Annotated in this window: 26 protein-coding genes; 12 read left to right on the top strand and 14 right to left on the bottom strand. The window is 64.5% G+C overall.

Annotated features, from left to right (window positions below; genetic code table 11):
* Positions 1 to 64: 64 nt before the first annotated feature.
* Positions 65 to 1,114, bottom strand: a complete 1,050-nt coding sequence (locus FEZ59_RS24220; RefSeq protein WP_020906817.1) for a polyprenyl synthetase family protein — start codon at positions 1,112 to 1,114, stop codon at positions 65 to 67.
* A 98-nt stretch (positions 1,115 to 1,212) separates the two neighbouring features.
* Here FEZ59_RS24220 and FEZ59_RS24215 point away from each other — a divergent pair, with 98 nt between their 5' ends.
* Positions 1,213 to 2,481, top strand: coding sequence for a geranylgeranyl reductase family protein (locus FEZ59_RS24215; RefSeq protein ID WP_029254859.1), 1,269 nt, complete (start codon positions 1,213 to 1,215; stop codon positions 2,479 to 2,481).
* A 55-nt stretch (positions 2,482 to 2,536) separates the two neighbouring features.
* Here FEZ59_RS24215 and FEZ59_RS24210 read toward each other — a convergent pair whose 3' ends face one another.
* From FEZ59_RS24210 to menD, 4 genes are all read right to left on the bottom strand, one after another.
* On the bottom strand, positions 2,537 to 3,235 hold the full coding sequence (locus FEZ59_RS24210) for a demethylmenaquinone methyltransferase (RefSeq protein WP_003941879.1): 699 nt from the start codon (positions 3,233 to 3,235) through the stop codon (positions 2,537 to 2,539).
* A gap of 37 nt (positions 3,236 to 3,272) precedes the next feature.
* Complete coding sequence (locus FEZ59_RS24205; protein WP_024487303.1) at positions 3,273 to 4,418, bottom strand: glycosyltransferase family 1 protein; 1,146 nt, start codon at positions 4,416 to 4,418, stop codon at positions 3,273 to 3,275.
* A 68-nt stretch (positions 4,419 to 4,486) separates the two neighbouring features.
* Complete coding sequence (locus FEZ59_RS24200) at positions 4,487 to 4,930, bottom strand: DUF3592 domain-containing protein (RefSeq protein WP_020968960.1); 444 nt, start codon at positions 4,928 to 4,930, stop codon at positions 4,487 to 4,489.
* On the bottom strand, positions 4,927 to 6,540 hold the full coding sequence (gene menD, locus FEZ59_RS24195; protein WP_020906813.1) for a 2-succinyl-5-enolpyruvyl-6-hydroxy-3-cyclohexene-1-carboxylic-acid synthase: 1,614 nt from the start codon (positions 6,538 to 6,540) through the stop codon (positions 4,927 to 4,929). Before menD ends, FEZ59_RS24200 begins: the two co-directional genes overlap by 4 nt.
* Before the next feature lie 68 nt (positions 6,541 to 6,608).
* Here menD and FEZ59_RS24190 point away from each other — a divergent pair, with 68 nt between their 5' ends.
* Both FEZ59_RS24190 and FEZ59_RS24185 read left to right on the top strand, forming a co-directional pair.
* Positions 6,609 to 7,211, top strand: coding sequence for a flavin reductase family protein (locus tag FEZ59_RS24190; RefSeq protein ID WP_021343457.1), 603 nt, complete (start codon positions 6,609 to 6,611; stop codon positions 7,209 to 7,211).
* Positions 7,212 to 7,269: 58 nt separating this feature from the next.
* Positions 7,270 to 8,097 carry a siderophore-interacting protein gene (locus FEZ59_RS24185; RefSeq protein ID WP_080909967.1) on the top strand — a complete coding sequence of 276 codons (828 nt, stop codon included), beginning with the start codon at positions 7,270 to 7,272 and terminating at the stop codon, positions 8,095 to 8,097.
* 65 nt (positions 8,098 to 8,162) lie between these two features.
* On the opposite strand, the gene FEZ59_RS24180 is transcribed toward FEZ59_RS24185, so the two are convergent.
* The 3 genes from FEZ59_RS24180 to FEZ59_RS24170 are packed head-to-tail and all read right to left on the bottom strand — an operon-like array spanning position 8,163 to position 10,299.
* The gene (locus FEZ59_RS24180) at positions 8,163 to 8,609 is read right to left on the bottom strand and encodes a hypothetical protein (RefSeq protein ID WP_003941973.1); all 447 of its coding nucleotides are present in this window, start codon (positions 8,607 to 8,609) and stop codon (positions 8,163 to 8,165) included.
* A gap of 48 nt (positions 8,610 to 8,657) precedes the next feature.
* The gene (locus FEZ59_RS24175) at positions 8,658 to 9,653 is read right to left on the bottom strand and encodes an o-succinylbenzoate synthase (RefSeq protein ID WP_134999277.1); all 996 of its coding nucleotides are present in this window, start codon (positions 9,651 to 9,653) and stop codon (positions 8,658 to 8,660) included.
* 1 nt (position 9,654) lies between these two features.
* Positions 9,655 to 10,299, bottom strand: coding sequence for a PaaI family thioesterase (locus tag FEZ59_RS24170; protein WP_024487302.1), 645 nt, complete (start codon positions 10,297 to 10,299; stop codon positions 9,655 to 9,657).
* A gap of 83 nt (positions 10,300 to 10,382) precedes the next feature.
* On the opposite strand from FEZ59_RS24170, the gene FEZ59_RS24165 reads away from it, so the two are divergent.
* Both FEZ59_RS24165 and FEZ59_RS24160 read left to right on the top strand, forming a co-directional pair.
* Positions 10,383 to 11,276, top strand: a complete 894-nt coding sequence (locus tag FEZ59_RS24165) for a 1,4-dihydroxy-2-naphthoyl-CoA synthase (protein ID WP_024487301.1) — start codon at positions 10,383 to 10,385, stop codon at positions 11,274 to 11,276.
* A 28-nt stretch (positions 11,277 to 11,304) separates the two neighbouring features.
* Positions 11,305 to 11,694 carry a VOC family protein gene (locus FEZ59_RS24160; RefSeq protein ID WP_019744328.1) on the top strand — a complete coding sequence of 130 codons (390 nt, stop codon included), beginning with the start codon at positions 11,305 to 11,307 and terminating at the stop codon, positions 11,692 to 11,694.
* An 80-nt stretch (positions 11,695 to 11,774) separates the two neighbouring features.
* On the opposite strand, the gene FEZ59_RS24155 is transcribed toward FEZ59_RS24160, so the two are convergent.
* The 5 genes from FEZ59_RS24155 to FEZ59_RS24135 are packed head-to-tail and all read right to left on the bottom strand — an operon-like array spanning position 11,775 to position 17,371.
* Complete coding sequence (locus tag FEZ59_RS24155) at positions 11,775 to 12,134, bottom strand: hypothetical protein (RefSeq protein ID WP_003942018.1); 360 nt, start codon at positions 12,132 to 12,134, stop codon at positions 11,775 to 11,777.
* A gap of 2 nt (positions 12,135 to 12,136) precedes the next feature.
* The gene (locus FEZ59_RS24150; RefSeq protein WP_019744330.1) at positions 12,137 to 12,895 is read right to left on the bottom strand and encodes an ABC transporter ATP-binding protein; all 759 of its coding nucleotides are present in this window, start codon (positions 12,893 to 12,895) and stop codon (positions 12,137 to 12,139) included.
* Entirely contained in the window at positions 12,892 to 13,635 is a 744-nt protein-coding gene (locus FEZ59_RS24145) for an ABC transporter ATP-binding protein (RefSeq protein WP_007728482.1), read from the bottom strand. The genes FEZ59_RS24150 and FEZ59_RS24145 overlap by 4 nt, the downstream gene beginning before the upstream one ends.
* Positions 13,628 to 15,886, bottom strand: a complete 2,259-nt coding sequence (locus tag FEZ59_RS24140) for an ABC transporter permease (RefSeq protein ID WP_172933310.1) — start codon at positions 15,884 to 15,886, stop codon at positions 13,628 to 13,630. Before FEZ59_RS24140 ends, FEZ59_RS24145 begins: the two co-directional genes overlap by 8 nt.
* Before the next feature lie 60 nt (positions 15,887 to 15,946).
* A complete protein-coding gene (locus tag FEZ59_RS24135) occupies positions 15,947 to 17,371 on the bottom strand; it encodes an ABC transporter substrate-binding protein (RefSeq protein WP_134999276.1) in 1,425 nt (474 codons plus the stop codon).
* A gap of 284 nt (positions 17,372 to 17,655) precedes the next feature.
* On the opposite strand from FEZ59_RS24135, the gene FEZ59_RS24130 reads away from it, so the two are divergent.
* The 5 genes from FEZ59_RS24130 to menE are packed head-to-tail and all read left to right on the top strand — an operon-like array spanning position 17,656 to position 20,967.
* Positions 17,656 to 18,855, top strand: coding sequence for an inorganic phosphate transporter (locus FEZ59_RS24130; protein ID WP_172933309.1), 1,200 nt, complete (start codon positions 17,656 to 17,658; stop codon positions 18,853 to 18,855).
* A gap of 15 nt (positions 18,856 to 18,870) precedes the next feature.
* Positions 18,871 to 19,134, top strand: coding sequence for a membrane protein (locus tag FEZ59_RS24125; RefSeq protein ID WP_019744334.1), 264 nt, complete (start codon positions 18,871 to 18,873; stop codon positions 19,132 to 19,134).
* 54 nt (positions 19,135 to 19,188) lie between these two features.
* Complete coding sequence (locus FEZ59_RS24120; protein ID WP_019744335.1) at positions 19,189 to 19,524, top strand: DUF3349 domain-containing protein; 336 nt, start codon at positions 19,189 to 19,191, stop codon at positions 19,522 to 19,524.
* Positions 19,525 to 19,528: 4 nt separating this feature from the next.
* Positions 19,529 to 19,831 carry a DUF3349 domain-containing protein gene (locus FEZ59_RS24115; RefSeq protein ID WP_134999274.1) on the top strand — a complete coding sequence of 101 codons (303 nt, stop codon included), beginning with the start codon at positions 19,529 to 19,531 and terminating at the stop codon, positions 19,829 to 19,831.
* Positions 19,828 to 20,967 (top strand): o-succinylbenzoate--CoA ligase, encoded by a 1,140-nt coding sequence (menE, locus tag FEZ59_RS24110; RefSeq protein WP_021334073.1) that lies wholly within the window; start codon positions 19,828 to 19,830, stop codon positions 20,965 to 20,967. The genes FEZ59_RS24115 and menE overlap by 4 nt, the downstream gene beginning before the upstream one ends.
* Positions 20,968 to 21,021: 54 nt before the next feature.
* On the opposite strand, the gene FEZ59_RS24105 is transcribed toward menE, so the two are convergent.
* Positions 21,022 to 21,915: a hypothetical protein gene (locus FEZ59_RS24105; protein WP_220095786.1), complete on the bottom strand. Its 894-nt coding sequence runs from the start codon at positions 21,913 to 21,915 to the stop codon at positions 21,022 to 21,024.
* A gap of 154 nt (positions 21,916 to 22,069) precedes the next feature.
* Here FEZ59_RS24105 and FEZ59_RS24100 point away from each other — a divergent pair, with 154 nt between their 5' ends.
* Positions 22,070 to 23,077: a daunorubicin resistance protein DrrA family ABC transporter ATP-binding protein gene (locus FEZ59_RS24100; RefSeq protein ID WP_003941960.1), complete on the top strand. Its 1,008-nt coding sequence runs from the start codon at positions 22,070 to 22,072 to the stop codon at positions 23,075 to 23,077.
* Positions 23,074 to 23,901, top strand: a complete 828-nt coding sequence (locus FEZ59_RS24095; protein WP_003941848.1) for an ABC transporter permease — start codon at positions 23,074 to 23,076, stop codon at positions 23,899 to 23,901. The genes FEZ59_RS24100 and FEZ59_RS24095 overlap by 4 nt, the downstream gene beginning before the upstream one ends.
* The last annotated feature ends 15 nt before the right edge of the window (positions 23,902 to 23,916 follow it).

Below are 23,916 nucleotides of genomic sequence, written 5' to 3'. Positions count from 1 at the left end.
GTCAACGAAGGACAGGGTCATCAGGGTTCCCACCCAGGGTCGTCAGGGTTTCACCCCAGGTGTGTCAGCCGACTCGTTCGATCGTGTAGTCCACGAGGCGCACGAGCGCTTCATTCGCCGGTCCCTGCGGGAGCTCGGCCAACTGGGCCTTTGCCGAGACTGCGTACTCGCCCAGCTTTGCCTTCGCCTTGACCATGCCCGGCGAACGCTCGAGCAGTTCGAGAGCTTCTTCTACCAGTGCGTCTTCGGTGACCGGGCCCGCGAGCAGCTCCCGCAGGCGATCTGCGTCGGCTCCTTCTTCGCGGAACGCGTACAGGACGGGCAGGGTGTGGACACCCTCGCGCAAGTCGGTGCCCGGAGTCTTGCCGGACTGCGCCGATACGGACGAGATGTCGATGATGTCGTCGGAGATCTGGAACGCGGTGCCGACGGCGTCACCCAGGCGCTCGAGACGCTCGATGTGAGCTGCGTCGGCGCCGGAGAAGGTGCCGCCGAATCGTCCGGATGCAGCGATGAGCGAACCGGTCTTCTCCCACACGACCTTGAGGTAATGCTCGACCGGATCCTGTTCCTTCTTGACGCCGATCGTCTCGCGCATCTGGCCGGTGACCAGTTCGGCGAAGGTTTCGGCGATGATCCGAACGGCTTCAGGTCCGAGCGTCGATACCAGGCGTGATGCGTGCGCGAACAGATAGTCGCCGGCCAGGATCGCCACGCTGTTTCCCCAGCGGGCGTTGGCGCTGGGTGCTCCGCGCCGCATGGACGCCTCGTCCATGACGTCGTCGTGATAGAGCGTCGCCAGGTGAACGAGTTCGGTGACAGTCGCTGCGGTGATGATCGACGGATCGTTCGGCACCGGTCCGAGTTGCGCGGTCAGGATCGTGAACAACGGACGGAAGCGCTTTCCACCGGCTCGCGCGAGATGCAGCGCGGCCTCGGTGAGGAAGTCTTCGCCGTCGGACAGCTCGCTGACCAACAACTCCTCGACATCGGAGAGTCCACCACGCACTACTGCGGCGAGCTGTTCGTCGCCCAGGTCGATGCCTGCAACGACGGTGCTCGATGCGGTTGCGTCGGCAGCAGTCTTTTCGGTGCTCACGATGTCAGTACCCATTCCTGTCGTCAGTGACGGCTCGGTTCCCACGGTAGTGAACCTAGCGGTTCGCACTCGGGACGGCCTCGCCACGGTGGCGATCGCGAGCCTGGGAAGATGTGAGTGTGTCCGTAGAAGAGCAGTCCCCCGTCGTCGATTCGCTTCCGACCGAAACCGACATTGTGGTCATCGGCGCAGGTCCCGCGGGTTCTTCGGCCGCGGCATGGGCCGCCCGCAGCGGCCGAGACGTCGTGCTGGTGGACGCTGCCGTGTTCCCGCGAGACAAGACTTGTGGTGATGGACTCACTCCGCGCGCCGTGGCCGAACTGGATCTCCTCGGCCTCGGCGAGTGGGTTCGGTCACATACGACGAACAAGGGCCTGCGGTTGTCCGGCTTCGGCCAAGAACTCGAACTCGAGTGGCCAGGGACGTCGTTCCCGCCGATCGGCAGTGCGATCCCCCGGACCGAACTCGACGACGCCATTCGCCGGTGCGCCGTCGAATCCGGCGCGGTCATGGTCGAGGGCACCAAGGCCGTCGACGTCGAACTCGACGGTGATCGAGTAGCCGCCGTCGTACTCGCCGGCCCCTCGGGACGCAGCACTCTTCGTTGCCGGACGCTGATCATCGCCGACGGCGTTCGCTCGACGCTCGGCAAGAAGCTGGGACGGCAGTGGCACCGGGACACCGCGTACGGCGTCGCGGCACGCGCTTACGTCGCGACGCCGCGCAGCGCCGACCCGTGGATCACCTCGCATCTGGAACTGCGGGACGCCGAGGGCACGTTGCAGGCGGGGTACGGCTGGATCTTCCCGCTCGGCACCGGCGAGGTGAACATCGGCGTCGGGACACTGGCGACGTCCAAGCGCCCGGCGCCGGGTGCCCTGCGTCCCTTGCTCGACTTGTACACCGACCAGCGCCGAAGTGAGTGGCAGTGGAGCAGCGAAATTCATTCCGTCGCTTCGGCTTTGCTACCCATGGGCGGCGCCGTCTCCAACATCGCCGGACGCAACTGGGCCGTGATCGGCGACGCCGCAGCGTGCGTGAACCCGCTCAACGGTGAGGGCATCGACTACGGCCTCGAAGGCGGACGTCTGGTGGTCGAACAGCTCGGCGCCGACGACCTCACGGAGCTGTGGCCGACCGTGCTTCGGGAGCATTACGGGCAGGCGTTCTCGGTCGCGCGCCGGCTCGCAGGCCTGCTGACGGTTCCGCAATTCCTGCCCGCCTCGGGCCCGATCGCGATGCGCTCACGGGCACTGATGACGGTCGCCGTTCGGGTGATGGGAAACCTCGTCACCGACGCCGACGCCGATCTGACGGCGAAGGCATGGCGTGCGTCGGGGGCCGCGTCGAGAAAGATCGACTCCCGACCGCTGTTCGGCTGAGCAAGTGCTGTGCGCCTTTATTAACCGCCCGCGGTTAATAAAGGCGCACAGCAGTTCAGGCAGTGGCGTAATGCAGCGCCACGATGCCGCCGGTGAGGTTGCGCCACTTGACGTTCTTCCACCCGGCAGCCTCGATCTTGCGTGCCAACTCTTCCTGGGTCGGCCAGGCGCGGATCGATTCGGCGAGGTAGACGTAGGCGTCGGGGTTGCTGCTGACGGTGCGTGCGACCTGCGGGAGCGCCTTCATGAGGTACTCCATGTAGACCGTGCGGAAGGGCCCGAAGACGGGCGTCGAGAACTCGCTGACGACGAGACGTCCGCCCGGCTTGGTGACGCGGGCGATCTCGCGCAGTCCGGCTTCGAAGTCGGAGACGTTGCGCAGGCCGAAGGAAATCGTCGCGGCATCGAACACGTTGTCGGCATAGGGCAGGTACATCGCGTCACCTGCGACCATCGGAACTTTGCGCGAGATTCCGGCCTTGAGCATTCCCTTGGAGAAATCGGTGGCGACGCACCAGGCGCCGGAGCGCCCCAGTTCGACGGTCGAGACTCCGGTTCCGGCGGCGAGGTCGAGTACCTTCTCGCCCGGCTTGAGGTCGAGAGCTTCGCGGGTGGCCTTGCGCCAACCCTTGTCCTGGCCGAAGGACAGCACGGTGTTGGTGAGGTCGTATCGCTCCGCGACGTCGTCGAACATCGACGCGACTTCGTGCGGTTGCTTCTCGAGAGTTGCTCGGGTTCCGTGTGTAGTGGCCACACCCGAAACGCTACCAACCCTCGGGCAGCGAAGGCGTTCAGGCTGCTCTGGCACCCGTTCGCCGCCCGAGGCCCTGCACGTCCTCGTAGTGACGGAGCAACTCTTCGCAGATTGCCGGCCAGGTCCGGTGCAGCACCGAGCGCCTCGCCGCGGAGCCGAACTGCACCCGCAGATCACGCTGACGAAGTGCGTCGACGGCGCTTGGCAGGAGTTCGGTGAACCTGTCCGTCGGCAGGAGGTAGCCGTTGCGGCAATGCGAGATCAGGTCACGTGGTCCACCGGCGTCCGGTCCGACGACAGGTACACCGCTCGCGAGGGCTTCCTGAACCGCCTGGCAGAAGGTCTCGTGCTCGCCGGGGTGAACGAATACGTCCAGGCTCGCATAGGCGTCGGCCAGCGCGGTACCGCCGAGTTGTCCGGTGAAGATCGCATCCGGCATCAGTCGTCGTAGGTTCTCGCGATCCGGGCCGTCTCCGACGATCACGATCTGCACGCTGGGATCGGCCGCCAGCACGGCCAGTCGCTCGACGTGTTTTTCGGGCGCGAGGCGACCGACGAAGCCGACCACCAACTGGTCGCTGTCGCCGATCCAGGACTGCCGCAACGCCGAGCTACGACGCGAAGGCGCGAATCGTTGTGCGTCGACGCCGCGGGCCCACCGGTGCACGCGCGGAATGCCGTGCTCTTCGAGGGCGTCGACTGCCGACGTGGAGGGTGCAAGGGTCCTGTTGCAGCTCTTGTGGATTCGACGGGTCCACGCCCATGCGGCGCGACTGGTGACGCCGAGACCGTAGCTTTCGGCAAATCCGGCGACGTCGGTCTGGTAAACCGCGACGGTGGGTATCGCGAGCCGCTTGGCGACGGCCACTCCCCCGGCGCCGAGCAGGAACGGCGACGCCAGATGGACGACGTCGGGCGCGAAGGTCCGCACGGCCGTCGTCAGACGCGGTTGTGGCAGGCCGACGGGGAGTGAACTGACTTTGGGCACCATGACGGCGGGCACCCGAACCACCTGAACACCTTCGTGTTCGGTGGCGGCAGAGGTGTCGGATCCGACAGTGTCCGGCGCAATGACCATGGCGTCGTGGCCAGTGCGATCGAGGTGTTCGAGCACGCGTAGTACCGAGTTGGTGACGCCGTTCATGTTGGGCAGGAATGACTCCGCAACGATGGCTACTCTCACACCGAGAACGGTGACAGGGCCAGGAAAAGTCCACGTCATGTTCGTGTGAAGTTCCGGCGAAGCGCGAACTAACTCGAAGCGACCGGTGCCGATCCCGGAGCTCCCGCTTCCCGCTTGCGCAGGTACCAGATCGACGGTCCAGCCAGGAGCCACGTCACGACGATCACCGATCCCGCCGGGATCAGCGCCACCGTCGCGTTGCGTCCCGCTACCCGGACCAAATCAGGGTCGGCTTTGGAGTACTCCACCTCGATGCGTTGTCCCACAGTCAGATTGGTGGGGTAGAGCACGCCGAGTTCAGGGTTGTGATTCGCGCCGTCTGGTGTCACGAAGCTGATCGCCGAACGTAGCGAGCCTGCCGAGAGCACCTCGGCGGTTGCGGTCCCCATGTTCGATTCGATGGTCCGATCGTTGCGCCAGGCACCGAGAACCAGGATCACCGCGAGCACCGAAATGCCGACCGCAACCACGAGTACGCCGATGCGGAAGCGCCGCAGAACCGTTTGCGTCACAGCTGTGCTCGCACGGAAGCGTGGAGTTCGCGCAGTCCACTGCGATCTGTCGCGACTTCGAGCACACGAATGCCGTTTGCGGGTTGCGCCAGCGTCGTTGCCAGGGCGTCGACGGTGACGGCTGCGTGCGGCACGCGGTAGGCCGCGCACAGCGCAGCGAGGTCCATGCCGTGCGGTGTTCCGAACACTCGCTCGAAGACGCCGGCGTACTGCGGGTCGCCTTGTTCGAGGAGCTCGAAGATGCCGCCGCCGTCGTCGTTGGCCACGACGATGGTGAGGTCGCTCGGCCTCGGCTCACCGGTCCCGATCAGCAGCCCGGACGCGTCGTGCAGGAAGGTCAGGTCGCCCATGAGAGCGACGGTCCGGCCGCCCTCGTATGCCAGTGCGGCACCGACCGCCGCCGAGACGGTGCCGTCGATACCTGCGACCCCGCGATTGGACAGCACCCGCACGGCGGGCTTGGGATAGCTCACGAGGGCCGCGTCGCGAACGGGGTTGGACGCGCCGAGCAGAAGCTGGTCGCCGTCCGCGAGTGCATCCATCACGGCAGCTGCCACGTGCAGGCCAGTGGCTTTGGGGTGGGCGTCGAGTTGCTTGCGGACGGCAGTTTCGGCGTGTTCGGTCAGCGCGGCGCATCGAGCAATCCAGGCGGGATCGGGCGTCCCGGTGACCACTGCCCTGGTTCCCGTGGCGAGCACGTTGCCGGATACGTCGGGCCAGCGCGGCCCGGTGGTCAGCGCGTAGACGTCGACGCTCGGATCGGCCAAAACCTTCGAGACCTGACGATGCAACGTCGGGCGGCCGGTGATGATCGCCTGCTTGGGCTTGAGTTGCGAGAGCGCGAGTGGATGCAGTGCGATCCCGTGCATCGGAGCCGTCGGCTCGGCCACCGTCGGCAGGCCGGCCAGCTCAGGCCGAAGTGCGCTGCCGTGTCCGGAAATGACCACCGTATCTGCGGTGAGGTCCAGATCGACCGGAACATCGAGCGTCGCGTTCTGCGTGGTGGTCCAGGCTGCACCGCCTGGACGGCCCTCCGGAACCGGGCCATGGACGTGCACGTCCGGCACCAGCGGCTCACGGAGCGGGATGTCGAAATGCACCGGACCCGCGTTTCCGGATCTGGTTCCGCGGGCAGCGGCGAGGACCCGGCAGACCGCCGAGCGCCACTGGCTGTTCTGCGTCGAATCGTCTTCGGCCAAGCCCAGGCTGATGGTTGCGCGAACCTGACTGCCGAAGAGCCCGAGCTGCTCGACGGTCTGGTTGGCGCCGGTGCCGAGCATCTCGTAAGGCCGGTTGGCGCTCAGGACCACCAGCGGCACTCGCGCATAGTTGGCCTCGAGGACAGCAGGTCCGAGATTCGCGACGGCGGTCCCGGAGGTCATCACGATGGGGACCGGTCGTTTCCCGGCGATTGCCAGTCCGAGTGCCAGAAAGCCTGCTGTCCGCTCGTCGATCCGCATGTGCAGACGCAACCGGCCGTCGAGATCGGCGGCCTGGAGGGCAAATGCGAGGGGCGCGTTGCGAGAGCCTGGACACAGCACGACTTCACGCACGCCACCACGAACCAGTTCGTCGACGACGGCTGTGGCTTGTGCAGTGGACGGATTCACGCCTTCAAGAGTGTCAGATGTTCGGGTGCAAGCATGCCCAGGGGCGGGGACAGCGGCATTATGTGTGGGTGCGCACACTCTTCGATCCAGCCGAGCTCGAACCCCGCCGGTTCTATCAGTTACTCACCGCTTCGGTGGTCCCCCGGCCGATTGCCTGGGTGTCCACCCTGTCGGCGGACGGCGTCGGCAATCTGGCTCCGTACAGCTTTTTCACCGTGGCAAGTTCGGCGCCGCCGATCGTGCAGTTCACGTCGGTCGGACGCAAGGACAGTCTGCGCAACATCGAAGCGACCGGCGAATTCGTGATCAACCTGGCGACCGCCACGCTCGCAGACGTGGTGAACAAGAGTTCGGCCTTCTACGACGCCGAGGCCGACGAATTTCTCGAGTTGAACATCCGTAGCGAACCGAGCGAGCGGGTTCGCCCTGTCCGGGTCGCCGACTCCCCGATCGCCATCGAATGCACGCTTCACCAGGTCATCGAGGTCGGTAATTCATTTGTCGTGATGGGAAATGTGGTCGCGGTCGCAGTACGTCCCGAGGCTGTCGCCGACGACGGGTTACCGGACTTCGCGGCAATCGCACCGATGAGCCGACTTGGCCGAGCGCAGTGGGGTCTTCCTCCCGAAGTCGTCGAAAAGGACAGACCCACCACTCCACACCGGCCGTAAATCAGGTTAGGGTTACCTGATTAGGTACGAGTAACAGCTAATCAGGGAGCAACCAGTCATGGCCAAGCGCGCCAAGTTCGTGAAACCGGCCTCACGCAGTATCGTGTCGGCGCAGGTCGTGGCGAACAAACGAATCAGCCCGAGCTTCATCCGAGTGACCATTGCCGGCGAAGAGCTGTCCACCATCGCACCGATGGGTGCCGATCAGTGGTTCCGCATGTTCATCCCGCAGGTCGGCCAGAGCGAACTCCGGTTGCCGAGCGCGGCAAGCAATCTCTGGTACGCGCAGTACCTGTTGATGTCCAAGGACACGCGACCGGTCGTGCGCAACTACACGATTCGCGCCTACCGTGCTGCCGGATCCGGTCTCTTCGGTGAGACCACGGAGATCGACATCGACTTCGCCTATCACGGCGACATCGGCCCGGCATCCGCGTGGGCGGACATCGCGTCGACCGGCGACAATGTCGCACTCCTCGACGAAGGCTGCATCTACAACCCCACACCCGAAGCCAAGTGGCAACTGCTCGTCGGCGACGAGAGCGCACTTCCGGCGATCATCGGCATTCTGGAAACCGCGCCGGCAGACCTGCGTGCCGAGGTCTTCGTCGAGATTCCGAACATCGAAGACAAGCAAGACATTCCGGAGTTGGCGAACGTCAACGTGCATTGGCTCGTTCGCGAAGACGAACACGCAACGCCGGGTGTTCTGACCCTCGAGACCGTCCGCGCCGCCGAACTGCCCGAAGGGCCGTCGTACACGTTTGTCGCCGGCGAACAGGCACTCACCACCGGGCTGCGTCGGCATCTCGTGAACGACCGAAAGTTCGCCAAGACCGACATCACCTTCACCGGCTTCTGGCGCCACGGACATTCGGCTCACTGACAAACGAATGCAAAAAACGAGCGGCCCGGGAGAATCTCCCGGGCCGCTCGTTGTCTTACGTTCGCTTATGCAGCGTGCTTCTGGATCACATCGCCCAGACGCGGCAGAGCTGCAGTCACATGCTTCTTGGCCGAACCGCGCAGCTTCGAGTACATCGACTTGACGACGGCCTTGTCGCTACCTTCGATACGCTCGTCCGTCACCTCGAGGAGGGAATCGGCAACCGCGTCGCCGCGGGCGCTGATGAAATCGGCGAAGCTGCCTTCACCGGAAGCCGAGAATTCCTGCCAGTACGGCTCGAGCTTTGCCACGAAAGCCGGCAGAAGCGCGGTGACGGCGTCCGGCACGATGGACGGGCTCACCTTCTTGACCGCGCCGTAGCCACCCTTGAGAGCCAGCCCTGAGGCCCCCGACTTATCCGAAACCTCTGCGTCGATCAAGGTCTGCACGTCCGCGACGACCGCGGGAACCCGTGATTCCTCGAGCAGGGTTTCGTTCAGAGCTGCAACCACTTTCGATCCCTTCATTCTTCACTGATGTTCATCAGGTCGCGCCCGAGACTATACGAAATTCGGCAGGTCTCTACTGCCGAGTATCCGATGGCAGCGCCTGGCCCTCTCCAACCACCAGTCGCGCCGGTCCGCGGGCGCGGCCAGCGTCTCGAGCAGAACCGGATCAGGCTCGACGACACCAACGGGCAAAGCGCCGTCGACGGCTGCTCCGCTGACCGCGACATCCCGGACGAACAGGCCGCCTGTGCCGAGGCCGCAGGCAAACGGAAGCGCGGGCAAGGCTGCCGCGGCCGCCAGTCCCGCGGACATCCCCACAGCCGTGTCCAGTGCACTCGAGACCACCACCGGCACCCCGTAGTCCGCCAGCTGCGCCGACAGCGCCACCACAGCACGCATTCCGCCCAGCGGCGGCACCTTCACGACGGCTACGTCCGCTCCCCCGGCTCGTACGACGCGCAACGGGTCCTCCGCACGGCGAATGCTCTCGTCGGCAGCGATCCGCACACCGGTCCCCGCGGCGCGGACGCTGACCAGTTCCTCGACGCTTGCACACGGCTGCTCGGCGTATTCGAGTTCACCGTCTTCGGTGATCGCTCGCAAAGCCGTGATCGCCTCGTCCACACTCCACCCGCCGTTGGCGTCGACGCGCACGTTCGGGATGTGCCGACGCACCTCGTTCACCCGGGCGACGTCCTGCGCCAACGACTGCCCCTTCTCGGCGACCTTGACCTTGGCGGTCCGGGCCCCGGGGAAGCGCTCCAACAATTGCGGAACGGCAGAGGCGTCGATCGCCGGCACGGTGGCGTTGACGGGAACGGCGTGACGAAGCGCAGGCGGCGGACCCAGCCACGCCGCCTCGATCCCGGCGAGCAGCCACTGCGACGCCTCGTCGTCGTCGTACTCGACGAAGGGTGCGAATTCTCCCCACCCGGCCGGGCCACGAACGAGCAGAGCCTCACGAGTCGTGATGCCGCGAAAGCGAACTCGCATCGGCAGCGCGAGCACCACGGCGTCCGAGATCAGATCGTCGAACGAGGGGAACATGTCAGGGCTGTCCTGGAAGCAGTTCGATCATGAGCGCCTCACCGTCGGCGAGGAGCTTGCCGTCGAGGTCGGTCAGGCGTGCGCTGACAAAGGTCTTGCGACCCTCGACCCGATCCACCTTCCCTTCGATCACCAGTTGCGTGTTGAGCGGAGTGATCGCACGGTAGTTGATGTGGAGGTAGCCGGTCCGGGAAATCGGACGACCACCCGCGTGGACCGTCATCCCGAAGACGTCGTCGAACAGCAAGGGCAGGACGCCGCCGTGAGCGGCACCGTTGCCGCCCAGGTGGTAGCGGCGGAAGACGCCGGTACTGCGGACTCCTTCGGTGTCGAACTTCTCGACCATCCACGGGAGCATGAGGAGGCTGCCGCGTCCGGGCAGTTGGATGTTCGAGCCCGCGGGCGACTTGCCCTCCGGCACCTCGTACGGAGTCAACCGATCGGCAAGCTCCTCGGCCTGCGTAGCGATGTCAGCGAGTACGTCGTCGGGAACATTGGTCGAGACGGCAAGGTCCTGCAACCTGCGCATCGCTTCGACGAAGCGGCCGAAGTCCGGACCTGCAGGAGTGTGCCGGAACCGTGGAAATCCGCCCCGCTTCTCACCGTCTGTGACGATCTCCGTGCCGTCTGCGGTTTGTTCGCTCATGACCTGCACGTTAGCGCGCCCGGGAACGTGTTCTACCTCAGGCATCCGTTAGACACGCGAGGCGTGCCTCTATCGTGACTGAGGTGACCTTCAACCCGCAGCTCTGGCGCCCTGTTCCCGGATTCGAGAACCTCACCGACATCACGTACCACCGGCACGTCAGTCAAGGCACCGTTCGCGTCGCCTTCGACCGACCGGAAGTACGTAATGCGTTCCGCCCGCACACCGTCGACGAGTTGTACCGCGCGCTCGATCACGCCCGTATGACCTCCGACGTGGGAGCGGTCCTGCTCACCGGCAACGGACCGAGCGAGAAGGACGGCGGCTGGGCGTTCTGCTCGGGCGGAGACCAGCGCATCCGTGGCCGCAGTGGCTACCAGTACGCCGAAGGTGAAACGGCGGACACCGTCGACAAAGCACGCGCCGGACGCCTTCACATCCTCGAGGTCCAGCGCCTGATCCGCTTCATGCCGAAGGTCGTGATCTGCCTGGTCAACGGTTGGGCTGCGGGCGGCGGTCACAGCCTGCATGTGGTGTGCGACCTGACGCTCGCCAGCCGCGAGCACGCACGGTTCAAGCAGACCGACGCCGACGTCGGAAGCTTCGACGGCGGCTACGGCAGCGCCTATCTGGCAAAGATGGTGGGCCAGAAGTTCGCTCGCGAGATCTTCTTCCTGGGTGAGACGTACACCGCCGAGGAAATGCATCAGATGGGCGCGGTCAACAAGGTTGTCGACCACGCGGAACTCGAAAACGTCGCGATCGACTGGGCAGGCAAGATCAACGGCAAGTCGCCGCAGGCACAGCGGATGCTCAAGTACGCGTTCAACCTGCAGGACGACGGGTTGGTCGGCCAGCAGCTGTTCGCCGGTGAGGCAACACGTTTGGCGTACATGACCGACGAGGCCGTCGAGGGTCGCGACTCGTTCCTCGAAAAGCGTGATCCCGATTGGTCACCATATCCCTGGTACTTCTGAGACAGTAGGTGCGAGAGGGAGGTCGGACGTGGAGATTCTGAGTAGCCGTACGATATTGCGCCCGAGCGAGTACGAACGAACGCTGAGCTTCTACCGAGACACCCTCGGTCTGGCGATCGCTCGTGAATATCCCGGCGGCACAGTCTTCTTCGCCGGCCAAGGGCTGATCGAAGTCGCTGCGCACGGCGGCACCGGCGAAGGTGGCTTTCGCGGCGCGATCTGGCTGCAGGTCCGTGACCTCACTGCCGCTCAGACCGAACTGGTTCTCGCCGGAGTCAAGATCGCCCGCGAGGCCAGGCAAGAACCGTGGGGTCTGCACGAGATGTGGATCGCCGACCCGGACGGGACACCGATCGTGATGGTGCAGATCCCGGAGGACCATCCCATCCGACGCGATTCCCGGCCACCGTCCGCGTAGTCGAGACACCACTGTAGCCGAGCAGTGACAGATGCCCGCCACGACTTTCGTGGCGGGCATCTGTCGGTTCTTCGCAGAGATCAGTTGCGCGTGCTCAGCGCCTGAGAGATCTGATCTGTCTGGGCCTGACCCTCGAGCAGTTGGCGAACCAACCACAGCCGCAGCACCTTTGCCACCGATGCGGCCAGGAAGAGTGCGGCACCGACCACTGTCAGGGCGAGGAAAACCACGGTGAGGATCTGGTACGACACCAGATCCCGCAGGTCCGAGAGCGTCAGCGAAGAGATGTAGACGACGAAGGCGCCGACCACACCGACGACCATGAGCACCAGGCCGGCGATGCGCGTCGCAGCGTCGCCGCCTGCCTGCTTCTTGTCCAGCTTCAACTCTGCGATGTTCTTCTTGAATTCCTCACGGCGATCTTCGGCGAGAGTAGTCATCGTCATCCTCCTAGATAACTGGTAGAAAGTTCGTTTTCGATGTCGAGGGGATCGCCGGTCTTCACGACGCGTCCCTGCAACATGAGTGCGGCCGAGGTCGCGATGGGCAGCACCGCTCGTGCGAACTGCTCGGCGACGAGAATGGAAATGCCTTCGGCTGCAAGCGAGCCGACGACGTCGTACATCTGCGAGACGATTCGCGGTGCGAGACCCATCGACAGCTCGTCGAGCAGGAGCACCGTCGGGTGAGTGCCGAGCGCCCGTGACAGCGCCAGCATCTGCTGCTCGCCGCCGGACATCGATCCGGCCAACTGCCCGCGCCGCTCCCCCAGGATCGGGAACCTGCTGTACGCAACCTCTTCGAGTTCGGCCAACCCGACGCCCGTTCCCGTGGCGATCCACAGATTTTCGCGCACGGTCAGGTTTGCGAAGATCCCGCGTCCCTCGGGGATGGAGCAGACGCCCAGCCTCGCCAACTCCGAAGGCTCGACGCCGTTCACGACCTGGCCCGCGAGCCGGAACTCGCCGCGGGTGACCGGCAGGACGCCTGAGCAGATCTTGAGCGTCGACGTCTTGCCACCACCGTTGGGTCCGAGCAGCGCCACCACTGCGCCCGGTTCGAGTACCAGATCCACCCCGTGCAGAACCTCGATGGATCCGTAACCGGCACGGACACCGGACAGTTCGAGCAACGGTTCGGCGCGGTCGGGGCTGCGTATGCCCTCGTCGATTTTCGCCTCGCCAATTTTCGCTGAAGTCATACCGCCTCCTCCTCGGTCCCGATGTAGGCCGCGATCACTTCCGGATCCGTCCGGATCTTCTCCGGATCGCCCGATGCGAGGACTGCGCCGTAGTCGAGCACGTGAATGGTCGAGCACACCTTCATCACCAGCGGAATGTCGTGCTCCACCAGACAGATTCCGAGTCCACCCGCCGCCAGCTCGGTGAGCATCTCGGCAAAGACCTCGGTTTCCTGCTCGGTCTGGCCCGAGGCCGGTTCGTCGAGCAGCAGCACTCGCGGGTCGGTCATGAGCGCCCGTGCAACTTCGACTACGCGGGCGCGTCCGGTGGGGATGTCCGCGACGTCCTTGTCCGCGACATCCGTCAGCCCGGTCAGCTCCAGCAGACGATCCGTCTCGCTGTCCACGTCGATCTTGTTGCGGCCGTTCGCCTTGTGGATGTCTCCCGCGACACGCAGGTTGTCACGCACCGACAGCGAGACGAACAGTTCGAGCCGCTGGAAGGTACGCGCAAGCCCGCGACCTGCCCGCTTGTGCGGCGGCAGCTTCGTCACGTCGACGCCGCCGAGGAACACCTGACCGGACGTGGGTTTCTGCAGCCCGGTGATGGTGTTGAAGAGCGTCGTCTTGCCCGCACCATTCGGTCCGATCAGTCCCGTCACGGTTCCGGGTTGCACGGTGAGCGAAACGTCCTTGACCGCGACGTGCCCACCGAAACGAACGCTCACACCGCGTGTTTCGAGAAGAGGTGTGTCAGACATGGGCGGTCAACTCCTTCGGCGAGCCGCCCTGGTACTGAGGAATCCCCAGTTCACGGTCGATCTCGTCACGGATCTCGGGGCTGTACGGGACGTCGATCCCGACGTCTTCGGGAACGACTGTCGCCTTGGCTGCCAATTCTTCCGGAGTGAGAACCGCACGGGGCATGACCATCTCGCCCATCACGGGCAGCATGAACACCACCGCGATCGTGATGGACGCGAACCACCAGTTGCCGAGTACGCCGGTCAGAGCAAGGACGTAGGTCAGTAGAACGACTGCGGCGCCGCCGATCAGAACCGGCCTGGCATCGGTGAGCCGACGGTAGCCCTCGATCACGCTGTGCACGGTGCCACTGGGGTTCGCGCCGACACCGATGCCGATCAGGGCCGGGCTGACGGCCGCGATGTTGCCCAGCAGCAGCCACATTCCCTCCAACTCCGGTTGCGCCGAAGCCAGATTGGTGAACGAGACCATGATGACGGCAAAGCCGATTCCGGCCATGAGCCCACCGAACAGCGCGCCGGTGACGTATCCGATTCCCGCGACGACGGTCAGCATGAGCAGCGAGAGGCTGACCATGATGGCAAAGCTCTCGCCCGAGACCGAACCCATCGCGCTCGACATCAGAATGCCGCCGAGACCGGCGATCCCCGAAGAGATCATGAAGACGCTCAGCTTGAGCCGAACCAGGCTCTGGCCGAGCATGGCCGAACCGGCCGGGCTGTCCTTCATCGCAGCGAGACGGCGCCCGTAGCCGCTGTTACGCAACGCGATGACGCCGACGCCGAGTACCGAGAACAGCGCGGTCACGGTCATCAGGAACACCGTCTCGTTGCTCAGATCGAGCGGGCCGATCTTCAGCGGAGGGAGAGCGATGTTGCCGTCTTTGAACAGCGAATACTTCATGCCGAACATCTCGTGTTCGGTGGTGTCGCGAAGGACCATGTTGGAGAGGAACACTCCGAATGCCATGGTCGCAAGCGCGAGATACAGCCCTCGAAGTCGCAGCGCCGGCAGGGCGACGAGGCCACCGATCACTGCGGTGACGAGGACTCCGACGACGATGCCCCACAGGTTGAGGTGCGCAGCCAACCCGGAACCTGAGATCCCGAAGTGGAAGGCCACGATGGTCGCGATAGCGCCGAAAGATACCGGCGCCAAGTTCAATTCACCCGCGTAGCCGGTGAGGAGTGTGAGCGAGAGTGCGATGATCGCGAAAGTCATTCCGATGGTCAGTGTCGTGACCGCCGACGTCACCATCAGCAGACGGATCAGGTACACGATGACGATCAGTGCCACGCCCCAGACGACGGCCTTGCGTACGCTCGGAACGTGGTACCGCTCGCGAGTGCGAGTGACCGCGCCGCGCAGGCGGTCCTGAGGTAGGACGATGAGTACGACGAACAGCGCGATCATCGGCAGGGAGACACGGAAATTCGACGTCCAACTCCAACTGGTCGGGAAGTACGCCAATACGTACGTACCGGCAAGCCCGAGAACCACGGCGCCGACAAACGTGCGTGGGATGCTGCGCAACCGGCCGAACATGGCCGCGGCAAACGCGTCGATCACCAAGAGCGTCAACATGTTCGCCTCGAGTGTGCCGCCACTGATCGGGGTGATCAGGATGCCGGCCAGGACTGCGAGCGTCGAACCCATCGCCCAGGACAGTGCCGCGAGACGCTCCGGATTGTGGCCGTTGAGGCGCAGTAGTTCCGGATCGTCGACGACGCCGCGCATCGCAACACCGGCACGGGTGCGCGTGAAAAGAATACGCAGACCGACGGCGATAGCGATCGCAACGAGGATGCAGATCAGCTCGTGGTAGCGGATGCTCGCGCCGAACACCGTGATCTTGGACTGGTCACCGAAGAACATCTGCATCGTTCGGGCGGTCTCGGGATGCCAGAACCAGTGAGAAATCGAGAGCATTCCGAGCAGGATCGATACCGTCACAACGATTTTGGTGACCTCGGCGGTATCGCGTAGCCCCTTCATGATCAGGACGTAGAGGCCGAGACCCATCAGCGGACCGACCAGGACCAACGAGATCAGCAAGGCAACGACAGTGGGAAGTTCCCAGCCGTAGCGCAACTGCCAGTAGATGAACGCACCGAGCATTGCCTGTGCACCGTGCGCGAAGTTGAAGATTCCTGACGTGTTGTACGTGAGCACCAGCCCGGAGGCAGCGATCGCGTAGACCGATCCCAGGACCAGGCCCAGGATCGTGAAAGTGACAAAAGTGTTCATGGCTGAACCCTCGTTAGGGACTCGGGCGGCGGTTGGCGCTCGCCGCCCGAGTCGGAAGAATCAGGACTGCGGCTTGATGACGTTGGCGTTCTGGTACTTCGTCGAGACGCGGTCAGCGCCGAGCTCGGTTCCCCAGGTGCTCTTGTCGGTCGCGACGAGATACTTGGGGTCGCACTTGAATTCGCCCGCGGTGGACGGGAAGGCCTGCGAGTAGGTACTGCCCTTCAGCGAGGTCATGAGTCCGCAGGTGGCCGGCATGTTCTTGCCGGGATCGGTGGCGGCATGCAATCCGCCGCCGTCCCACTCGTGAATGTTCGAGAGTTCGTCGACCATGCACTGACGCGTCAGATCGCTGCCGCACTCGTCCGCGGCGGCCGCCCACAGCAGGAACGACGACGCCGCCTGCATACCGAGAAGCGCAGTCTTGCCACCTTGCTCGGAGACAAGATCGACGTACTTCTTCACTGCGGGCACCTTGTCCGCGTTCTCGAGCATCTGGAAGGTCATGCCCGCGTTGAGGTTGTCGAGCAGTCCGGTGTCCTTGTTCCAATCGGAGACGGTCGCGCCGTACCAGGTGGCTTCACCGAAGAAGATGGGATCGATCCCGACCTGATCGAGGGCCTTCACGAAGTTCAGCTCCGACGGGCTTGCCGATCGTGACGTCCAGATACCCTTCGCACCGCACTCCTTGTACTTCTCGGCAAACGGCACGTAGCTCGATTCGCCCTCGTAGTTGAGTGTGACGCCGCAATCCTTGAGCTTGAAGCCCGCTGCCTCGGCGATCGAACGAATCTTCGTGGTGGAGCTGATGATCGTGGGCATCGTGCTGTTGACGACGTCGAAGTCGTTCACCAGATCGGGATGCATCTCGGCCATCTGGAACCACTGCGACCCGTTCGCGTAGTCGACGGGGAACGGAACTCCCTGGAACGTCATGGGTCCGTTCGCGGCGTCCGGTGAGACGGTGAAGCCTGGCACGGACACCAGGTTGCACGCGACACGCGTCTGCTCGGCGGTCTGATCCATCGCGAAGCCGTAGCCGACCATCATGAACTGACTCGCGCACGCTTCCTGCATGACCGAGTTGGCCTGCGTCATCGCGGCGTCGTAGTCGGTACCGACAACCTTGCGGCCGTTGATACCGCCTTGATCGTTGCACCACGAGATGAGCGCGTTCACCGCATCGCTCATTTCCTTGTTCAACCCGGGAGACTTCACGTACCCGCGGTCGTCACCGAACCCGATCTTGATCTCGGTGTCGCTGACGCCTTGATCGGTTGCGCCGGTGGCATCGCCTTCGCCACACGGCGAATCGAGGGTGCCGAACTTCGCGTCGGATGTGCTCGACGCAAGATCGGCGCTGGCGCCTGATCCGCCGACAGCGACGGCGTAGGGATCGTCACCACGATTCGATGTGCAGGCTGATGCCAGAACGGCGGTCGCTGCGAGTGCCACGATCAGCTTCGTGGACTTGTTGGGCTTCACGGTCGGAGCTCTCCTTCTCACTGACAGACACCGAGATACAGAGGTGAAACCCCTGTTCCGGTGCGCTCGGTGCCCGTAGGTAATCAGCGTTTAAAACGGTCCGAATGTGCCTTCCCGGTGAGTGAGACCAAAAAGTGAGGTCCCACACAGGGTTCGGATTTCGTGGCGCTGAACACATCGCGAACGGCAGCGCCGCAGCCCACGCGCGGGGACGTACTCCACGGAGGCCCTGTTCGCATCCCGTTCGCTGTACTTTTACGCGTTCGATACGCACAATTCACGTTGTGACCGCAGAGCTCGTAATCCTCCTGGTGGTAGTTGTCACCGCCCTCGCGTTCGATTTCACGAATGGTTTTCACGACACGGGTAACGCAATGGCTACCTCCATCGCGACCGGTGCACTCAAGCCCAAAGTTGCGGTCACACTTTCCGCGATCCTGAACCTGGTCGGTGCGTTCCTGTCCGTCGAGGTCGCCGCGACGGTAGCCAAAGGTGTCGTCAACCTGGGCGCCGTCAGTGGGCAGGATCTGCTGCTGATCGTGTTCGCCGGTCTTGTCGGCGGAATCATCTGGAACCTGGCGACCTGGCTGCTCGGATTGCCGTCGAGCTCCTCGCACGCGCTGTTCGGCGGATTGATCGGCGCCGCGATCGCCTCCATCGGTATGGGCGGAGTCGAGTGGGGCGGAGTGCTGACCAAGGTCGTCGTCCCCGCAATCCTCGCGCCGGTCGTCGCTGCTCTGGTCGCGGGCGTCGGCACCAAGCTCGTGTACCGCATCACCGCATCCGTCAAGGAAGACGAGCGCGAGCGCGGTTTCCGTTTCGGCCAGATCGGCACCGCCTCCCTGATCTCACTTGCACACGGCACCAATGACGCCCAGAAGACGATGGGCGTCATCTTTTTGGCCCTGGTCGCTCACGGCACCATCACCGCCGAGACCGAGATGCCGTTCTGGGTGAAGTTCACCTGTGCCGTCGCGATCGCCCTCGGCACCTACCTCGGCGGTTGGCGCATCATCCGCACCCTGGGCAAGGGTCTTGTCGAGATTGCCGCGCCGCAGGGTCTGGCAGCCGAAGCGTCGTCCGCCGCCATCATCCTCACGTCGAGCCACCTCGGACTCCCCCTCTCGACCACCCACGTCGCCACCGGATCGATCCTCGGTACCGGTATCGGTCGCAAGGGCGCCGAGGTCCGTTGGGGTGTCGCCGGCCGGATGGCCGCAGCCTGGCTGATCACATTGCCGTCGGCTGCCGTCGTCGGAGCTATCTGCTGGGCTCTTGCGCATCTGGTCGGCGGACTCGCCGGCGTGCTCGTCGTCTTCGCCGCGCTCATCGCCTTCGCGATCTTCATGTACATACGCTCGCGTAAGGAACCCGTGGACGCGGCGAACGTCACCGCCGAATGGGACGAGAATTCAGATGCGGCAATTGCCGAGATCCCGGCAGCCGAACCCACGCCGACCACCGAAGCCACCCGCAACTCCTGAAAGGGGCGCAAGAGAATGCATCTACTCACCGATACCCTCGATTCGCTCTGGCAGGTAGTGGCAGTAGGACTGCTCTTCGGAGCGGGACTGCCGGCGATCTTCGCATTCGGCCTCAAGTCGCTGAGCCTGCCGAATCCCGACGGCACCGAAGGACCGACCACCCTGGGTAAAATGGGTGCGTACCTCTGTTTTGCGATCGTGCTCGTCACGATCTTCGCCGGAATTCTGTTGTTGATGAAGAACTTCTTGGCCAGCACGTTCGGAATCCACGTCTTCTGAGTGGTCGTCGCGGCACACCACTGAAACCACCGAAACGAAAATGAGGCCGAGGATTTGAGCAAGTATTCATTGCGCAGCGTGCTCGACTGGCTACGCGCCGGGTACCCCGAGGGCATCCCGGACAAGGATCATTTCGCCCTGCTCGCGGTTCTCCGTCGACGTCTGACCGACGAGGAGATCGAGCAGGTCGTTTCGATGTCCATCGAGTCCGCGCACGAGGTACCGGACCGCCACGTCGACTACGACACGATTCGCGCCATCATCGAGGGGATCCTCAACGAGGAGCCGTCCGAGGACGACGTCGATCGTGTCACCGAAAGACTGCGCGCAGGTGGGTGGCCGGTTATCGAAGACGTGGACGCCGACAACGAAGTTCGAGATGTGAGCTGACGTCATGGCTCTTCCGCCCTTCCTCACGTCGATAGTCGGCTGGTTGCGGGCCGGCTATCCCAATGGCGTCCCCGAACAGGACTACATCCCGCTCTTCGCACTCCTCACTCGCAGACTCTCCGAGGCCGAGGTCGACGCCGTCGCCGACGCGTTGATCGAGGAAGGCGATCTGCCCATCGAGAAGACCGACATCCAGGTCCTCATCACGAAGATCACCAACGAGATGCCTCTCGAAACCGACGTCGACCGCGTGCGAAACCATCTGGCTGACGGTGGTTGGCCCCTTGCCGGGCCGGACATCCGGTGAACGTTCTTCGCACACTCGCGGTTCCGCAGGGCGAGGCGGCTTTCGAGGTATTGCCTGCCGTCGCGCAGATCCTGGGCGGCGAGCACGACGCCGTACTCCCCGTCCCGGCTGCCGACGCACGCGAGACGGCCCGACTGAGCGACGCTCTGCACCCCGATCAGCCCATCGACGACGGCGTCTCGCTGGTAGTCGCCACGTCGGGAACCACGGGAACGCCGAAGGGCGCGATGCTCGGTGCTGATGCCCTGCGGGCCAGCGGCGACGCGACCCACGAACGCCTCGGCGGCACAGGATCCTGGTTGCTCGTTCTCCCTCCGCACCACATCGCCGGTATGCAGGTTCTGCTGCGCAGTGTTCTCGCCGGAACGCAACCGGTGATCGTCGACGTCAGTGCGGGTTTCGACCCCGCAGCGCTTCCTGGCGCCGTGGCCGCGATGAGCGGACCGCGCCGCTACACCTCCTTGGTGCCGACGCAGTTGGTCAAGGCGCTCGGTGATCGCGCCGCGGTCGAGGCGTTGGCTTCACTCGACGCGGTTCTGCTCGGCGGCGCTGCGACTCCCGCGCCGGTACTCGCGCAGGCAACCGAAGCGGGCATCACCGTCGTCCGCACCTACGGGATGAGTGAAACCTCCGGCGGTTGCGTCTACGACGGAATCCCGTTGTCCGGAGCGCAGATTCGTATCGACGACGGGCGAGTGCTGCTGGGCGGACCGATGCTCGCGTCCGGGTACCGGGGGCTTCCCGACCACCCCGCTTTCGCCGAGCCCGGTTGGTTCCGGACCGACGACGCCGGAGCTGTGGTCGACGGAGTCCTGCGCATCAGCGGCCGGTTGGACGAGGCAATCTCCACCGGCGGGCTGACCGTCGTACCGCAGGTGGTCGAGGCCGCGTTGGCCGATCACCCGGCCGTTCGCGAGTGCGCGGTGATCGGCATCGAGGACCAGCGGCTGGGGCAGCGGGTGGTGGCCGTGGTCGTACCCGAGGGCGAAGCTCCCACGCTCGATGAACTACGCGCACATGCTCAGCGGACACTCGACGTCACCGCGGCGCCGCGCGAGCTGTTCGTCGTGGACGCACTGCCGCTCCGGGGGCCGGGCAAGCTCGACCGCGCCGCCCTGGTGGCTCGGTTCAGCTAGCAGCCGCAGCACGATTGTTCAGCCGCAGGCCTGATCAGCGCCGCGGCTGCACAATCAGCGCGCGGCTCCGCGGAGGCAAGCCCGCTCGAACCTTTCGCGGACACGTTCGAAGTCGCGAAGATCCGCCCATACCCACCGGAACACCTCGAACCCCGCGTCCCGGATCGCGTCCTCCCGCAGTTTCTCGCGCTCTACCGCCCTCCCCGGATTGTCGCCGCGATACTTGACCATCCCGTCGAACTCGCCCACCACACCGTGCTCTTTCCAGAAGAAATCGACTCTCCCGATGAACCGGCCACCGTGACGGATCTCGTGCTGCAGGGTCGGCATCGGCCAACCGTCGTCGCGCATGCGTACCCGGCTGATGGACTCCCCCGGACTCTCGGCACCTGGTTCGATGAACGTCGCCGCCACTCGAGCGCGACTCATTCCCAGCCGTCCGCGCGCATGATCGAGCGAAGCGTCGACGTTCTCACGCCTCATCCCACGTCGCAGGGCGCAATCACCGATCACCACGGCGGTCTCGAACGGCGTCGTCCGTGCGAGGTCGACGAACGTTCGCGCAAGCGACGTGGTTGCGACGCCGTCGATCAGCACGACCTCCTCGGCCGGGACCACTGCCGGATGAAGATGCAAGGTTTGACTCTTCCGCCCACCCGAGCACCGGTTACGCGTCATGTGCACGGTGCCCAATCGCAATCCGCCGCAATCCAATCCGTGCATGACCGCTGCCGAAGCGTGGCTCACGATTGCGCCTGGTCCACAGCTTTCGGTGGCTACCATGACAGCGCAGCGGTGGCGTGCTCTCGCATCGAGTTCGCGGAAGTGATCGGCGCGCATGTAGATCCCCGCTGCGATTCGGTGCAGCTCGCCGCGCCTGACCGCTCGCTGCAACTGCGCGTCGCTGGTGCCGTCGCGGTGAGCCTGTGCCCGCGTGAGAATCTCCATGCAGCGAGCGTGATGCCGCCGCGCCCGCACACCGACAAGCAAGATCCGTCTGGGGATTGTTTGCCGGTTGTGCAGCACCGACCTCGCGCGCTGTGCAAGTAACCGCAAGTTCCACGCAAGGTCCATGCAAGATCGATCTGCCAAGCTTCATCCCATGAACCACACAGCTTCGCCTCTTGCCATCGAGGCCGACGGACTCGTCAAGAAGTTCGGCGAGCACCGCGCGGTCGACGGCGTCAGCCTCACCGTCCCCACCGGCTCGGTGTTCGGCGTCCTCGGGCCGAACGGCGCCGGCAAGACCACCACTGTCCGCATGCTCGCCACCCTCCTTCGCCCCGACGGCGGTGAGGCGCGCATCTTCGGTCACGACGTCAGCCGTGAACCCACCGCGGTCCGCTCCCTGATCGGCGTCACCGGGCAGTACGCCTCCGTCGACGAGGATCTGACCGCGACCGAGAACCTCGTGATCTTCTCCCGGTTGCTCGGCCTGAGCCGCCGCGATGCGCGCACCAAGTCCCTCGAACTCCTCGAGGAGTTCGATCTGGTCGAGGCCGCAACCAAGCCGCTGAAGAACTTCTCCGGTGGTATGCGTCGGCGCCTGGATCTGGCGGCCAGCCTGATCGCTCGCCCGCCGCTGCTGTTCCTCGACGAGCCCACCACCGGACTGGATCCGCGCACCCGCGCCCAGATGTGGGTGACCATCCGGCGACTCGTCGCCGAGGGCTCGACGGTGTTGCTCACCACGCAGTACCTCGACGAGGCCGATCAGTTGGCCGATCGCATCGCAGTGATCGACCGAGGTCGCGTGATCGCGAACGGCACCGCCGACGAACTCAAGGCTTCGGTAGGGATCTCCTCCCTCCAGCTCAAGTTGGTCGACCGTGACCGAACCGAGGAAGCTCGCTCGCTCATCGCGGCTGCGCTGAGCGTCGAGGTGGGTGTCACCCCCGAAGTCGGGCGGATCACCGCACCACTGAGCGACCCGTCGATCACTGCGGACCTGTTGATCCGTCTGCGTGAGCAAGGAATTGCCGTCGACGAGATCAACGTACAGAAACCCAGCCTGGACGAAGTGTTCCTGACCATTACCGGGCACCAGCCCGAAGACGGTGGACGCAACGACGCCCAGTCCGACAACGACTCCGATCGGAGCGTCGCATGACAACCACCCTCACAAAACCCCGGTCGCCGATAGCCCAGCCGGATGCCGCACCCCGCCGCATCAGCCTGCAGCAGAGCTTCGCGAACACGTTCACGATGGCGTACCGCGGAATTCTCAAGATCAAGCACAACCCCGAGCAACTGTTCGACGTCGTCATCCAGCCGATCATCTTCACGTTGATGTTCACGTACATCTTCGGCGGCGCGATCGCCGGTGACGTGACGGCATATCTGCCGACGATCATCCCCGGCATCCTCGTCCAGACCGTCATCACCGGTTCCATCGTCACGGGCACTCAGCTTCGTGAGGACATGGACAAGGGCGTGTTCGACCGCTTCAAGTCCCTTCCCATCGCTCGTATCGCCCCGCTGTCCGGCGCATTGCTCGCCGACGTCGTGCGCTACGGCATCGCAACGACCATCACGTTCATCGTCGGTTTCGCGATGGGATACCGCCCCGCAGGCGGCGTGGTCGGCATTCTGTCTGCCGCGATCCTGGTCATGGTGTGCGCGTTCTCCATCAGCTGGATCTTCGCTCTCATGGGCGTGCTGATGAACAAAGCGTCCACGGTGCAGGGTGTTTCGATGCTCGTGCTGTTCCCGCTGACGTTCCTGTCGAATGCGTTCGTCGATCCTGCCACCATGCCGAGTTGGCTTCAGAAGTTCGTGAACGTCAATCCGGTCTCACACTTGGTGACCGCGGTTCGCGAGCTGGCCAACGACGGTCACTTCGGTATCCACGTCGTGTGGTCGTTGGTCGGCGCCGCGGTGATCGTTGCCGTCATGGCGCCCCTGACCGTCCGGATGTACATGCGCAAGACATAAGTCCCGCAACATCGT

The sequence above is a fragment of the Rhodococcus sp. MS13 genome (genome assembly GCF_013277835.1).
GTDB classification, from domain to species: domain Bacteria; phylum Actinomycetota; class Actinomycetes; order Mycobacteriales; family Mycobacteriaceae; genus Rhodococcus_F; species Rhodococcus_F erythropolis.
Note: the sequence above shows the minus strand (reverse complement) of the source record. Positions and strands in the feature narration are given on the sequence as shown.

Bases quoted from the DNA above. Each gene is read 5' to 3' on its own strand.
- FEZ59_RS24185 (WP_080909967.1), top strand. From the start codon at position 7,270: ATGGCCAAGCGCGCCAAGTTCGTGAAACCGGCCTCACGCAGTATCGTG.
- FEZ59_RS24170 (WP_024487302.1), bottom strand. From the start codon at position 10,299: ATGAGCGAACAAACCGCAGACGGCACGGAGATCGTCACAGACGGTGAG.
- FEZ59_RS24125 (WP_019744334.1), top strand. From the start codon at position 18,871: ATGCATCTACTCACCGATACCCTCGATTCGCTCTGGCAGGTAGTGGCA.
- FEZ59_RS24150 (WP_019744330.1), bottom strand. From the start codon at position 12,895: ATGACTTCAGCGAAAATTGGCGAGGCGAAAATCGACGAGGGCATACGC.
- FEZ59_RS24105 (WP_220095786.1), bottom strand. From the start codon at position 21,915: ATGGAGATTCTCACGCGGGCACAGGCTCACCGCGACGGCACCAGCGAC.
- FEZ59_RS24140 (WP_172933310.1), bottom strand. From the start codon at position 15,886: ATGAACACTTTTGTCACTTTCACGATCCTGGGCCTGGTCCTGGGATCG.
- FEZ59_RS24100 (WP_003941960.1), top strand. From the start codon at position 22,070: ATGAACCACACAGCTTCGCCTCTTGCCATCGAGGCCGACGGACTCGTC.
- FEZ59_RS24095 (WP_003941848.1), top strand. From the start codon at position 23,074: ATGACAACCACCCTCACAAAACCCCGGTCGCCGATAGCCCAGCCGGAT.
- FEZ59_RS24145 (WP_007728482.1), bottom strand. From the start codon at position 13,635: ATGTCTGACACACCTCTTCTCGAAACACGCGGTGTGAGCGTTCGTTTC.
- FEZ59_RS24155 (WP_003942018.1), bottom strand. From the start codon at position 12,134: ATGACTACTCTCGCCGAAGATCGCCGTGAGGAATTCAAGAAGAACATC.
- FEZ59_RS24115 (WP_134999274.1), top strand. From the start codon at position 19,529: ATGGCTCTTCCGCCCTTCCTCACGTCGATAGTCGGCTGGTTGCGGGCC.
- FEZ59_RS24220 (WP_020906817.1), bottom strand. From the start codon at position 1,114: ATGGGTACTGACATCGTGAGCACCGAAAAGACTGCTGCCGACGCAACC.
- FEZ59_RS24175 (WP_134999277.1), bottom strand. From the start codon at position 9,653: ATGTTCCCCTCGTTCGACGATCTGATCTCGGACGCCGTGGTGCTCGCG.